The 12,754-nt window shown below is 73.9% G+C and carries 10 protein-coding genes; 4 read left to right on the forward strand and 6 right to left on the reverse strand.

Annotation, left to right across the window (positions count from 1 at the left end; translation table 11 throughout):
• The first annotated feature begins 76 nt into the window (after window positions 1–76).
• The 3 genes from ACNJ93_RS10320 to pepN all read left to right on the forward strand — a co-directional run bounded on the left by ACNJ93_RS10320 (window position 77) and on the right by pepN (window position 5,451).
• The gene (locus ACNJ93_RS10320) at window positions 77–1,096 is read left to right on the forward strand and encodes an aspartate-semialdehyde dehydrogenase (protein WP_418957073.1); all 1,020 of its coding nucleotides are present in this window, start codon (window positions 77–79) and stop codon (window positions 1,094–1,096) included.
• A 157-nt stretch (window positions 1,097–1,253) separates the two neighbouring features.
• Window positions 1,254–2,822 (forward strand): TerD family protein, encoded by a 1,569-nt coding sequence (locus ACNJ93_RS10325; RefSeq protein WP_418957074.1) that lies wholly within the window; start codon window positions 1,254–1,256, stop codon window positions 2,820–2,822.
• Window positions 2,823–2,874: 52 nt separating this feature from the next.
• Complete coding sequence (gene pepN / locus ACNJ93_RS10330; protein WP_418957075.1) at window positions 2,875–5,451, forward strand: aminopeptidase N; 2,577 nt, start codon at window positions 2,875–2,877, stop codon at window positions 5,449–5,451.
• 132 nt (window positions 5,452–5,583) lie between these two features.
• On the opposite strand, the gene alc is transcribed toward pepN, so the two are convergent.
• From alc to ACNJ93_RS10350, 4 genes are read right to left on the reverse strand one after another with little or no spacing between them, the layout of a single operon-like run.
• The gene (gene alc, locus ACNJ93_RS10335) at window positions 5,584–6,723 is read right to left on the reverse strand and encodes an allantoicase (RefSeq protein ID WP_418957076.1); all 1,140 of its coding nucleotides are present in this window, start codon (window positions 6,721–6,723) and stop codon (window positions 5,584–5,586) included.
• Window positions 6,724–6,782: 59 nt separating this feature from the next.
• Window positions 6,783–7,703: a LysR family transcriptional regulator gene (locus ACNJ93_RS10340; RefSeq protein ID WP_418957077.1), complete on the reverse strand. Its 921-nt coding sequence runs from the start codon at window positions 7,701–7,703 to the stop codon at window positions 6,783–6,785.
• A 23-nt stretch (window positions 7,704–7,726) separates the two neighbouring features.
• Window positions 7,727–8,710 carry a DMT family transporter gene (locus ACNJ93_RS10345; RefSeq protein ID WP_418957078.1) on the reverse strand — a complete coding sequence of 328 codons (984 nt, stop codon included), beginning with the start codon at window positions 8,708–8,710 and terminating at the stop codon, window positions 7,727–7,729.
• Between the two features lie 4 nt (window positions 8,711–8,714).
• Entirely contained in the window at window positions 8,715–9,671 is a 957-nt protein-coding gene (locus ACNJ93_RS10350) for an EamA family transporter (protein WP_418957079.1), read from the reverse strand.
• Window positions 9,672–9,788: 117 nt separating this feature from the next.
• Here ACNJ93_RS10350 and ACNJ93_RS10355 point away from each other — a divergent pair, with 117 nt between their 5' ends.
• Complete coding sequence (locus tag ACNJ93_RS10355; RefSeq protein WP_418957080.1) at window positions 9,789–10,310, forward strand: MarR family winged helix-turn-helix transcriptional regulator; 522 nt, start codon at window positions 9,789–9,791, stop codon at window positions 10,308–10,310.
• 83 nt (window positions 10,311–10,393) lie between these two features.
• Here the strand turns inward: ACNJ93_RS10355 and ACNJ93_RS10360 are convergent, their stop codons facing one another.
• Window positions 10,394–10,621 carry a hypothetical protein gene (locus ACNJ93_RS10360; RefSeq protein ID WP_418957081.1) on the reverse strand — a complete coding sequence of 76 codons (228 nt, stop codon included), beginning with the start codon at window positions 10,619–10,621 and terminating at the stop codon, window positions 10,394–10,396.
• A 58-nt stretch (window positions 10,622–10,679) separates the two neighbouring features.
• Window positions 10,680–12,740: a 4-alpha-glucanotransferase gene (gene malQ, locus ACNJ93_RS10365; RefSeq protein WP_418957082.1), complete on the reverse strand. Its 2,061-nt coding sequence runs from the start codon at window positions 12,738–12,740 to the stop codon at window positions 10,680–10,682.
• Window positions 12,741–12,754: the final 14 nt, after the last annotated feature.

Below are 12,754 nucleotides of genomic sequence, written 5' to 3' on the forward strand. Positions count from 1 at the left end.
TCGATTGGACAAGCCGCCCGGGGTGATACGCATCATGGACCGGCAGCACCCTGCACAAACGTACGGAGGAGTCCTCGTGAAGGTCGGAATCGTCGGAGCCACCGGTCAGGTCGGCACGGTCATGCGCAAGATCCTCACGGAGCGGAACTTCCCGGTCGACGAGCTGCGCCTCTTCGCGTCCGCCCGCTCCGCCGGCACCGTCCTGGACGGGGTCGTCGTGGAGGACGCGGCCACCGCGGACTACACCGGTCTGGACATCGTGCTGTTCTCCGCCGGCGGCGCCACCTCCAAGGCGCTCGCCGAGAAGGTCGCCTCCCAGGGCGCGGTCGTGATCGACAACTCCTCCGCCTGGCGCCGCGACCCCGACGTCCCGCTGGTGGTGTCCGAGGTCAACCCGCACGCGGTCAAGGACCGCCCGAAGGGCATCATCGCCAACCCGAACTGCACCACGATGGCCGCCATGCCGGTCCTCAAGCCGCTCCACCAGGAGGCCGGCCTGACCGCGCTGGTCGCCACCACGTACCAGGCCGTGTCCGGCTCGGGCGTGGCCGGCGTGGCGGAGCTGGACGGCCAGGTCAGGGCCGTCGCCGACCGCGCGACCGAGCTCGCCCACGACGGCGAGGCCGTGGCCTTCCCGGAGCCCGGCGTGTACCGCCGTCCCATCGCCTTCAACGTGGTGCCGCTCGCCGGCAACCTCGTCGACGACGGCACGCACGAGACCGACGAGGAGCAGAAGCTCCGCAACGAGTCGCGCAAGATCCTGGAGATCCCGGACCTCAAGGTCTCCGGCACCTGCGTGCGCGTCCCGGTCTTCTCCGGCCACTCGCTCCAGGTCAACGCCCGCTTCGCCCGTCCGATCAGCGTGGAGCGCGCGTACGAGCTGCTGAAGGACGCGGAGGGCGTCGAGCTCTCCGAGATCCCGACGCCGCTGCAGGCGGCGGGCAAGGACGCCTCGTACGTGGGCCGCATCCGCGTCGACGAGACGGTCGAGAACGGCCTCGCGCTGTTCGTCTCCAACGACAACCTCCGCAAGGGCGCCGCGCTGAACGCGGTGCAGATCGCGGAGCTGGTGGCGCAGGAGCTGAAGGGCGCCTGAGCTGTTCCCGAAGGGGCGGCCGCTCTCCGGGGCGGCCGCCCCTTCGGCGTTCCCGCCGGGTTCCTGCCGGGTTCGTGCCGGGTTCCTGCCGGGGTGGGTACCGGCGGAATTCGGACAACGCGTTCGAACCGGGGACTTCGGGTGCGAGGATCCGGTCATGACCCAGATACCGAAGGGCGCCAACGTCGCGGTGCCCACGCAGGCGCTTCAGGTGGCGGTGGCCTGGCAGGGCGGGCCCGGGGTGCCGGACGTGGACGTGTCGGCGCTGCTGCTCGACGCGGGCGGCCGGGTGCGCGGGGACGCGGACCTGGTGTTCTACAACCACGGGACGCATCCGTCGGGCGCGGTGCGGCATCTGGGCAAGTCGGCCCCTGGCGGGCCGGGCACGGTGGTCGCGGACTGGATCTGGCTGGATCTCGCCCGGGTCGAGCCGGGCGTGGAGCGGGTCGTGGTGGCCGCCTCGGCGGACGGCGGGCCGTTCGGGCGGGTGCCCGGGCTGGACGTGCGGGTGACGGATCCGGCCGGGCAGACGGTGGTGTACTTCGCGATCGGGGACGCGACGGCGGAGACCGCGTTCGTCTTCGGCGAGTTCTACCGCCGGACGGGCGGCTGGAAGTTCCGGGCGGTCGGGCAGGGCTACGCCTCCGGGCTCGCGGGCCTGGCGACGGACTTCGGCATCGAGGTCGAGCCCCCGCCCGCGCCGATCCCCGGCCCGGGCTACGTCCCCCCACCGGCCCCGGCCCCGTACGGCTCTCCGCCCCCCACCGGTCACCCCGCGGCGGCTCCGTACGGGACTGCGGCCCCGCACCCCGCCGACGCGTACGGCACTCCGGCCCAGGCTCCCGCCGACCGCCCGTACGGCGCTCCCGCCCCGATCCCCTCCGCCGGCCCGTACGGCGCCCCGGCCCAGGCCCCGGCCACCGGCCCCTACGGCACCCCCGCCCAGGCCCCGGCTCCCGGCCCGTACGGCGCTCCGTACGGCGCTCCCGCGCAGGCCCCGGGTGCCGGGCCGTACCCGGCGCAGCCCGGGGTCGCCCCGCAGGCGGGCAGACACGCGGGCGACGGGTACGGATCGGCGGCCGCGCCCGGCGGGTACGCGCCGCCGGGTGGCCCGGCCCCGTACCAGCCGCCCGCCGCACCCGCCGCCGGAGGTCCCGGGGATGCATACGCCGCCTCCTTCCGGCCCTTCGTGCATCAGGGGCGCGGCAGGGAGACCGTGCACTGCGATCCGGCGATCCCGCCGGGCTGGGCGCTGCTGGAGGTCGAGGCGTACCACTCGATCTCGACCACCATCGAGTCCTGCGACGCCTACGGCCGCGCCGAGGACTTCCTGCTCACCGCGTACGAGGACGACGTGCGCGCCCGCACCGTCGCCGTGGTCCCCCGCGACCGCCCGCTGACCCTGCGCGTGGAGGCCGACACCCCCTGGACCCTGCGGGTGCTGCCGCTCACCCACGCCCGCCGGTTCGACGGGCACATCGAGGGACATGCGCACGATCTGGTGATCTACGAGGGCCCGGCCGGCGTCCTGGACTTCTGGCACCACGGCGAGTCGAACTTCACCGTCCACCTGCACACCCCGCCCGCCTACCCGGAGTACGACGAGGAGGACCAGGAGCTGCTGGTCAACGAGATCGGCGAGCTGCGGGTGGGGGCCCCGGTGCCCGGCCCCGGCCTGCTGCGGATCAGCGGCGACGGCCCTTGGAAATGCACCGTGCGCAGGTGACGCACCCCGTGGAAGGATGGGCCAAACGTCACGAAATTGAGGAGTTGACCGGGTGCCTGGCACGAACCTGACCCGTGAAGAGGCGCAGCAGCGGGCGAAGCTGCTGACCGTGGACGCGTACGAGGTCGAACTGGACCTCACCGGTGCGCAGGAGGGCGGGACCTACCGGTCCGTCACCCTCGTCCGCTTCGATTCCGCCGAGGCCGGCGCCGAGAGCTTCATCGATCTCGTCGCCCCCGCCGTGCACGAGGTCGTGCTGAACGGGCACGCCCTCGACGTCGCCGCCGTCTTCCGGGACTCCCGGATCGCGCTGCCCCATCTGAAGCAGGGCCGCAACGAGCTGAAGGTCGTCGCCGACTGCGCGTACACCAACACCGGCGAGGGCCTGCACCGCTTCGTCGACCCGGTCGACGGTCAGGCGTACCTGTACACGCAGTTCGAGGTGCCGGACGCCCGCCGGGTCTTCGCCTCCTTCGAGCAGCCGGACCTGAAGGCGACCTTCCAGTTCACCGTGAAGGCCCCCGAGGGCTGGACCGTGATCTCCAACAGCCCGACCCCGGAGCCGAAGGACGGCGTCTGGGTCTTCGAGCCGACCCCGCGGATCTCCACGTACATCACCGCGCTGATCGTCGGCCCGTACCACGCGGTGCACTCGACGTACGAGGGCAAGGACGGCCAGGTCGTCCCGCTCGGCATCTACTGCCGCCCCTCGCTGGCCGAGTTCCTCGACGCGGACCACATCTTCGACGTGACCCGGCAGGGCTTCGACTGGTTCCAGGAGAAGTTCGCCTACGCCTACCCGTTCGCCAAGTACGACCAGCTGTTCGTGCCGGAGTTCAACGCGGGCGCGATGGAGAACGCGGGCGCGGTGACCATCCGCGACCAGTACGTCTTCCGCTCGAAGGTGACGGACGCGGCGTACGAGCGCCGGGCCGAGACCATCCTGCACGAGCTGGCCCACATGTGGTTCGGCGACCTGGTCACCATGGAGTGGTGGAACGACCTCTGGCTGAACGAGTCGTTCGCCACCTTCACCTCGGTCGCCTGCCAGGCGTCCGTGGAGGGCACCCGCTGGCCCAACGCCTGGACCACCTTCGCCAACTCGGAGAAGACCTGGGCGTACCGGCAGGACCAGCTGCCGTCCACCCACCCGATCATGGCCGACATCAACGACCTGGAGGACGTGCTCGTCAACTTCGACGGGATCACGTACGCCAAGGGCGCCTCGGTCCTGAAGCAGCTGGTGGCGTACGTCGGCCAGGACGAGTTCTTCAAGGGCGTCCAGGCGTACTTCCAGCGGCACGCCTTCGGCAACACGCGTCTGTCGGACCTGCTCGGCGCGCTGGAGGAGACCTCCGGCCGTGACCTGAAGGCCTGGTCGAAGGCGTGGCTGGAGACGGCCGGCATCAACATCCTGCGCCCTGAGCTCGAGACCGACGAGAACGGCACGGTCACCGCGTTCGCGGTGAAGCAGGAGGCCCCGGCGCTGCCCACCGGCGCGAAGGGCGAGGCGGTGCTGCGTCCGCACCGCATCGCGATCGGCCTGTACGACCTGAAGGACGGCAAGCTGGTCCGCACCGACCGGATCGAGCTGGACATCGCCGCCGCCGAGCTGACCGAGGTGCCGCAGCTGGTGGGCCGCGCCCGCCCGGCCGTGGTGCTGCTGAACGACGACGACCTGTCGTACGCGAAGGTCCGCCTGGACGAGGTGTCGCTGAAGAACGTCACCGCCCACCTCGGCGACTTCACCGAGTCGCTGCCGCGCGCGCTGTGCTGGGCCTCGGCCTGGGACATGACCCGCGACGGCGAGCTGGCCACCCGCGACTACCTGGAGCTGGTGCTCTCCGGCATCGCCAAGGAGTCCGACATCGGCGTGGTGCAGTCGCTGCAGCGCCAGGTGAAGCTGGCGATCGAGCTGTACGCCGACCCGGCCTGGCGCCCGGCCGGTCTGGCCCGCTGGACGCAGGCGTCCCTGGAGCAGCTGAAGGCCGCCGCCCCGGGCAGCGACCACCAGCTGGCCTGGGCGCGGGCGTTCGCCGACACGGCGCGCACCGACGCGGAGCTGGACCTGCTGGCCGGTCTGCTCGACGGGAGCGAGACCGTCGAGGGCCTGGTCGTGGACACCGAGCTGCGCTGGGCGTTCGTGCAGCGGCTCGCGGCCACCGGCCGGTACGACGAGCCGGAGATCGCGGCCGAGCTGAAGCGCGACCCGACGGCGGCGGGCGAGCGGCACGCGGCCACGGCGCGCGCGGCGCGTCCGAGCGAGGCGGCGAAGGCCGAGGCGTGGGCGTCGGTCGTCGACGACGACAAGCTGGCGAACGCGGTGCAGGAGGCGGTGATCGGGGGCTTCGTGCAGACCGACCAGCGCGAGCTGCTCGCCCCGTACACGGACAAGTACTTCGCCTCGATCAAGCGGGTCGCGGAGACCCGCAGCCACGAGATCGTCCAGCAGATCGTGGTCGGTCTCTACCCGACGCTGCAGATCTCGCAGGAGACCCTGGACGCCACGGACGCGTGGATCGCGGCGAACGACCCGGCCCCGGCGCTGCGCCGGCTGGTGACCGAGTCGCGCGCGGGCGTCGAGCGGGCGCTGAAGGCGCAGGCGGCGGACCGGGCCGCGGCGCGCTGACCGTAGGACGGCGAGACGGCGAAGGGGCACCCTCCCCCACGGAGGTGCCCCTTCGCCCGTTCTTGAGGCCCGCCCGGTGGCGCGGGCGTTCGTGCGCGCCGCGCCGCCGGGCGGGAGTCGGTGGGCCGGCCGTCAGCCGTTCAGCCGCTGGAAGCGGGTGCGCAGGGCGGCCGCGCCCTCGTCGGTGAGCGAGCCGTGCAGCCGCATCCGGGCGACGCCGCCGTCGGGGAAGGCGTCGAGGCGGACGTGGGTGACGACGGCCTGCGCGGGGAGCTTGAAGCGGTGCAGGGTGTCGGGCTGGAGCTTCGTCCGCGGGATGATCTCGAACCACTCGCCGTCGTCGCCGTTGCGGCCCTGCAGGGCGACCCAGCCGGCGGAGTTGCCCTTGAGGTAGGCGGTGTCGATCTCGACCGCGCGGACCGCGCCCTGGGCGGCGAGCCGGAAGCGCACCCAGTCGTTGGTGCCGCGGACCCGGCGGCGGCGGTTCTCCCAGCCGTCGTCCATCTTGCGGGAGGTGCCGGGCAGGATGATCTGGGTCGGCGAGGAGTAGAACTTGTCCGAGGCGTCCTCGTACACGCCGCCGTTGAGCACGGAGATCAGGTCGAGGGTGCCGAGCAGCTCCAGCCACTCGGGGTCCGGGACGACCTCGCCGTGCACGCGGAGGCGGGCGATGCCGCCGTCGGGGTGCTGGCAGACGCGTACGTGGGTGAAGCGGCGCTCCGCGTTGATCGCGAAGCCGTTGGCGGCGTGGCCGCGGACGGGGGTCGGCGGGACGAGCTCCTCCCACTTCACCGCGTCGGAGAGCAGCTCCTCCGGGCTGGGCGAGCCTTCGACGGAGGCGGCCTGGACGCTGACCCGCTGGGGGTAGTTGCCGCGGAAGTGGGCGGTGTCGACGATGATCCCGCGGATGACGCCGGGGGCGCCGAGCCGGACGATCGCCCAGTCGTGGTCCTCGGGGGCCGGGAAGACGTTCTCGGCGTCGGCGCCGCGACGGCGGCGGGTCTCCCAGCCGTCCATGATCTTGCCCTTGTGGCCGAAGTGCTCCGGGTCGAACACGGCCCGCTCGCGGACGAGCAGGTTCTCCCGCTCGGCGAAGAACTCGTCGTTGGCGGCGACGACACCGGCGCCGAGGCGGCGGTCGGCCAGGTCGACCAGCTCGGTGAACGGGAAGTCACCGGAGCGGTAGTCGGCGTACGGGTCGCCGCCGGAGTACGGGGCGGCGTCGTTGGCGTGCGGGTCCTGGTCTGCGGCGTTCTCGGCGTCGAAGGTCATGTCCCGACTGTGCCGCGCCGGGACCGCCCGGGTCCATCGAATGTTTTCGACGGTCCTATTCAGTTCTGCTGAACGGTCTCCCGGCGTACGGCGGCCTGCCGGAGCGCCCCGAGCACCCGGGCCAGCGCCGGGGCCTCCTCCGCGCCGCGCCGGACGGCCGCGACGACGTGGCGGCGCGGCTGGTCGGCGGCCGGCACCCGCATGACGACGCCGGCCCGGCGCTCGGCGGAGGCCATCCGGGGCACGAGGGCGACGCCCATCCCGGCCTCGACCATGGCGAGGATCGCGGTCCAGCCGGCGGCGCTGTGCGCCTGCTCGGGCACGAAACCGGCGGCCTCGCAGGCGGCGATGGTGATCTCCGACCAGGGCCCCGAGCCGCCGAAGATCCAGGGCTCGGCGGACAGGTCGGCGAGCCGGAGGCCGGGCGCGTCGGCGAGCGGGTGCCCGGCGGGCAGGGCGACGTCGAGCGGGTCGGCGAGCAGCGGGACGCGGCTGAACTTGGGGTCGCGCTCCGGCGGGGCGTGCGCGGCGAGGGAGAGCGCCAGGTCCACGTCGCCGGCGCCGAGGAGCTCGTACGCCTCGGCGGCCTCGGCCTCCCGGACGCGCAGGCCCAGTCCGGGATGGTCGGCGCGCAGCTGCTGCACGGCGGGGACGACGAGGGCGGGCACGGCGGTGGAGAAGGCGGCGACCCGGATCTCGCCGGCCTCGCCCCGCAGGTAGGCGGCGAGTTCGGCGTCGGCGCGCTCCAGCTGCGCGAAGACGGACTCGGCGTGCCGCAGGACGAGATGGGCGGCGTCGGTGAGCCGGACGCGCCGCCCCTGGGCCTCCAGGAGCGGCACGCGCAGCTGCTTGGCGAGGTTGGTGAGCTGCTGCGAGACGGCCGAGGGGGTCATGCGCAGGGCCTCCGCGGCGGCGGTGACGGTGCCGCGGTCGCGCAGCGTGCGCAGGATCTGGAGCTTCTTGATGTCCCACTCGGTCATGGGCCGCAACCTACCGGGCGCGGTCACCGGCCTCGGGCGGAGGCCAGCGCGACGCCGCCGAGGATCAGGGCCATGCAGGCGCCCCCGAGGACGCCGAGCGCCTCGCCGAGCAGGACGTACGAGAGCAGGGCGACGCAGACGGGCTGGAGGTAGTAGACGACCCCGGCGCGGCCGGCGCCGATCAGGGCGACGGCCTTGTTCCAGGCGAAGTAGGCGACGGCGGAGGACGCGACGCCGACGTAGAGCAGCGGGCCGACGGCGGCGGCGGTCGGCTCGAAGCCGCCCTGGACGGCGAGACTGACCGCGAAGGCCGGGGCGAGCATCAGCGCGCCGAGCACGAAGGTGGTGAACAGCAGGACGGCGCCGCCGAGTTCGGCGGGCCGGCGCTTGAGCAGGGCGCTGTACGAGGCGAAGCTCAGCGCCGCGCCGAACATCCACAGGTCGCCGGCGCCGAGCCGGGTCGGCAGCGCGCCCCGGCCGACGAGGAGCAGGACGCCGGCGCAGGCGATCAGCATGCCGGCGACCCGCCGGGCCCCGAGCCGGGCGCCGCCGAGCCGCTCGTACACCGCCATGAGGACCGGGGAGGCGGCCATGATCATGCCCATGTTGGCGGCGGAGGTGGTGAGTCCGGCCTGGTTGACGAGGCTGTTGTAAACCGTGACGCCGAGCAGCGAGGCCAGGGTGAGGAAGCCGAGGTGACGCCGGATCAGGGCGCGCTGCCGCCAGGCGGCGCGGGCGGCGAAGGGCGCGACGGCGGCGAGGGCGACGATCCAGCGCCAGAAGGCGTGCTGGACAGGCGGGACGGTGTCGTGCAGGGCGCGGGCGGCGACGAAGCTGCCGGACCAGACGACGGTGGCGAGCAGCGCGAGGAGCAGCCCGAGGCCGGCGCCCCGGGCGGGCGCCGGCCTCGGCGGACGGGCGGTCGGAGTGGTGGAGGCGGTCGGGGCGGTCGGAGTGGTCGGAGTGGTCGGAGTGGTCGGGCGGCGGGCGGTGATCGGGCGGCTCATCGCCCTACCGTCGCACCGCGCCAACCTTCAGGTCCATCGAAATCTCCTGCGCCTTCCTTTCAGCTGAACTGAACGTTCCACCCTTCTGCTCACCCGCGCCCTTCGGCTTCCGCGGGCCCATCTGCCCGGCCAGCGTGGCGCCGAAGGCGATCGCCATGCCGAGCAGCTGCACCGGTCCGAGCGCCTGGCCGAGCGCGGCCCAGCCGATGACGGCGGCGCTGATCGGCGAGAGCGGGCCGAGGAGGGTGACGGAGGTGGCGCTCAGCCGCTCGATGCCGCGGAACCAGAGGAAGTACGAGACCGCGGTGTTGCCGAAGGCGAGGTAGGCGTAGCCGGCGAGCGAGGTGCCGTCGAGGGCCGGCGGGGCGCCCTCGACGAGGAAGGCGATCGGCAGGATGACCAGGCCGCCCGCGGTGAGCTGCCAGCCGGTCAGGGCGAGGGCGCCGACCCCCTCGGGGCGGCCCCAGCGCTTGGTGAGGACGGTGCCGGCGGACATCGACAGGGCGGAGAGCAGTCCGGCGAACACGCCGACCGCGTCCAGCGCGGCGCCCGCCTTGAGGACCACGAGACTGACGCCGAAGGCCGCCGCGACGGCGGCGAGCAGGGACTTCAGGGTGGGCCGGTCGCCGAGGAAGAGGGCGGCGAGGCCGACGACGAAGAGCGGGCCGACCGAGCCGACGACGGCGGCCACTCCCCCGGGCAGCCGGTACGCGGCGAGGAACAGCAGCGGGAAGAAGGCGCCGATGTTGAGCGCCCCGAGCGCCGCCGCCTTGCCCCACCAGGCCCCGGTCGGGAGCTTCCGGGTGAGCGCGAGGAGCAGCAGACCGGCGGGCAGCGCCCGCATCAGACCGGTGAACAGCGGCCGGTCGGGCGGCAGGAACTCGGTGGTCACGAAGTAGGTGGAGCCCCAGGAGACGGGGGCGAGGGCGGTCAGAGCGACGACGGCGGCCTTGCGGGACATGACGGATCCCCCTGCGATGCGGCGCGGACTGGCTTGGCGGTAATTAACTTAGCACTAAGCTACTTTCTCGCAAGCAGCTTTCTTGTCAGCGATTCCCGCGGAAGGGAGACTGAGGGCATGCAGGAGAAGAAGCACCCGGGCCCCGGCCCCGCTCACGACGCCGTCGACGCCATCACCGACCAGTGGGCCGTCGTCCGGCCCGACCTGGAGACGCTGCCGATGGCCGTCTTCGGGCGGATCTACCGGCTCGCGCTCGCGATGCGCGGGCGCGTGGACAAGGCGTACGCGCCGTACGGGATGGCGCTCGGGGAGTTCGACGTGCTCGCCACCCTGCGCCGCTCCGGCGAGCCGTACACCCTCTCGCCGCGGGAGCTCTCCGCCACGCTCATGATCACCACGGGGGGCATGACCGGCCGGCTCGACCGGCTGGAGAAGGCCGGGCTGCTCAGTCGCAGCCCCGACCCCAACGACCGCCGCGCCCTGCGCGTGACGCTCAGCGAGCGCGGCCGGGAACTCGTGGACCTGGCGGTGACCGCCGGCGTGGAACGGCAGAGGGAGGCGCTGGAGTCGGCGCTCACCCGGGAGGAGGCGGAGCAGCTGGCCGGGCTGCTGCGCAAGCTGCTGGCCACCACGGCCTGACCGTACGGCCGTACGGACGCACGCGAGGGCGCCGTACGGTCCGTGTCGGACCGTACGGCGCCCTCGGAGGATTCAGCGGCCGCTCAGGCCTTCTTGGACCTGTCGAGCACCATCACCAGACCGGCGATCACCAGGAACAGCGCGATCGGCGCGCCCACGAACAGGCCGAGGGTCTCCGCGACACTCAGCTTGGGAGCCGGGTCGTCACCGTCGTCGCGGGTGAGCGCGAGCGCGGGGGACGACATGAGCAGCATCATCAGCGTCGTACCGGCCGTCACGGCGCCGGCGCGCAGGGCGTTCTTCTTGTCCACGGTGCAAAAGTAGCGAACGCCCGGAGGGGCCGCGCGCCCGGGGGTGCCGTACGGGCTTCTACGGGCGCCCCTGCTCCTCCCGCAGCAGCGCGAACAGGCGGTGCAGCCGGGGCGAGGCGGCCAGTTCCTCCAGCGTCAGCGGGCGGCCCGAGGGGTCCGCGACCGGCAGCCGCCAGTTCGGGTACTGGTCCCAGGTGCCCGGCAGGTTCTGCGGCCGCCGGTCCCCCACCGCGTCCGGCAGCCACACCCCGACCATCCGGGCGGGGGTGCGCAGCAGGAACCGGTGCACCGCCCGCACCTCCGCCTCCTCGCCCCCGACGCCCTCCGGCAGCAGGCCGAGCCCGTCCAGGTACTCCAGCCACTCGGCGACCTCCGCCCGGTCGGCGGCCCGCTCCCGCTCCAGGTCCCCGGTGAGCAGCCCGAGCCGGTGCCGCAGCAGCACGTGCTCGCCCGTCAGCCGGGCCGCCGTGGACGGCAGGTCGTGGGTGGTGGCGGTGGCCACGCAGCCGGAGCGCCAGCGCTCCGGGGGCAGCGGGCGGCCGTCGCCCGCCCAGTCCCGCTCGAACCACAGCACGGAGGTGCCGAGCACCCCGCGCCGCTCCAGGGCCTCCCGGACCCCCGGCTCGACCGTGCCGAGGTCCTCGCCGACGACCACCGCGCCCGCCCGGTGCGCCTCCAGGACGAGGACGGCGAGCATCGCCTCGGCGTCGTACCGGACGTAGGTGCCCTCCGTGGGCTCCAGCCCCTCCGGCACCCACCACAGCCGGAACAGGCCCATCACATGGTCGATCCGCAGCGCCCCGGCGTGCCGCAGCATCCCCCGCAGCAGCCCGCGGTACGGCGCGTGGCCGCAGGCCGCGAGCGCGTCCGGCCGCCACGGCGGCAGCCCCCAGTCCTGGCCGCGGGCGTTGAACGCGTCGGGCGGCGCGCCCACCGACATGCCGGCGGCGAACACGTCCTGCTGCGCCCAGGCGTCCGCCCCGTCCGGATGCACGCCCACCGCGAGGTCGTGCACCAGACCGACGGCCATCCCGGCCTCGCGGGCGGCCCGGGAGGCGTCGGCGAGCTGCCGGTCCGTCAGCCAGGCGAGCCGGCAGTGGAAGTCGACCAGGGCGGGCAGATCGTCGTCCTCCCGGACCGCCGCGGCGGCCGTCCGCGGGTCGCGCAGCTCCCGCGGCCAGTCCCGCCAGTGGTGGCCGTGGCGCTCGGCGAGCGCGCAGTACGTGGCGTGGTCCTCCAGGGCGCGGCCGTGCTCGGCGAGGAAGTCCCAGTAGTCCGCGCGCCGGCCCGGCCCGAGCGGCACGGTCGCAAGGAGCTCCAGGGCCCGCCGCTTGGCCGCCCACACCGCGTCCCGGTCGATCAACGCGCCCTTGTTCAGTACGCGTTCGCGCAGGTCCGCGGCATCCTGCAGGACGGCGTCGAGCTCGGCGCGGTACTCGGGGGCGAGGTGGGCGAACTCGGGGACGTCCTCGATCCGCAGATGGACCGGGTCCGGGAAGCGCCGCGAGGACGGGCGGTACGGGGACGGGTCGACGGGCGCTCCGGGGACGGCCGCGTGCAGCGGGTTGACCTGCACGAAACCGAACCCGTGGGTGCGGCCCGCCCAGGCGGCCAGCTCCCGCAGGTCGCCGAGGTCGCCCATGCCCCAGGAGCGCGTGGACAGCACCGAGTACAGCTGGACGAGCAGCCCGTGGACCCGCTCCGGCGGCTGCGGCAGCCGGGCGGGCGCGACGACGAGCGTGGCGCGGGAGCGGCGGCCGCCGGGGGCCTCCGCGTCGATGCGGTGCACGCCGGGCGGCAGCGCGTCGCCGGGCCGCCACGGCAGGCTCTCGCCGTCCTCCGTGGTGACCAGCAGCGCGGTGTCCGGCGGGAGTTCGGCGAGGGCCGCCGGCAGGGCCTCGCCCTGCCAGAGGACCACGGTGGCGGGGAGCAGCCGCTCCCGGGCGTCCCGTTCGGCCCGGGCGAGGGCGTCGGCGACGGACTCGGGCGTCGAGGCGTCGACGCCGAGCGCCCCCAGGACGGCCACCACGGTGGCGTCCGGGACGTGGACCGTGACGCCCGCGGAGGGCTCGTACGCGGTGGCGACACCGTGGAGTTCGGCGAGGCGGGCCAGGGTCACTTCTGCACTCCCGG

Origin of the sequence: Streptomyces tritici, from assembly GCF_048500665.1 — a bacterium.
Classification (GTDB): Bacteria; Actinomycetota; Actinomycetes; order Streptomycetales; family Streptomycetaceae; genus Streptomyces; species Streptomyces tritici.

What these genes read in the sequence shown, in the direction of transcription:
- alc (WP_418957076.1), bottom strand. Translation starts at nt 6,723, where the DNA reads ATGACCTTCGACGCCGAGAACGCCGCAGACCAGGACCCGCACGCCAAC.
- ACNJ93_RS10355 (WP_418957080.1), top strand. Translation starts at nt 9,789, where the DNA reads ATGCAGGAGAAGAAGCACCCGGGCCCCGGCCCCGCTCACGACGCCGTC.
- ACNJ93_RS10345 (WP_418957078.1), bottom strand. Translation starts at nt 8,710, where the DNA reads ATGAGCCGCCCGATCACCGCCCGCCGCCCGACCACTCCGACCACTCCG.
- ACNJ93_RS10350 (WP_418957079.1), bottom strand. Translation starts at nt 9,671, where the DNA reads ATGTCCCGCAAGGCCGCCGTCGTCGCTCTGACCGCCCTCGCCCCCGTC.
- ACNJ93_RS10340 (WP_418957077.1), bottom strand. Translation starts at nt 7,703, where the DNA reads ATGACCGAGTGGGACATCAAGAAGCTCCAGATCCTGCGCACGCTGCGC.
- ACNJ93_RS10325 (WP_418957074.1), top strand. Translation starts at nt 1,254, where the DNA reads ATGACCCAGATACCGAAGGGCGCCAACGTCGCGGTGCCCACGCAGGCG.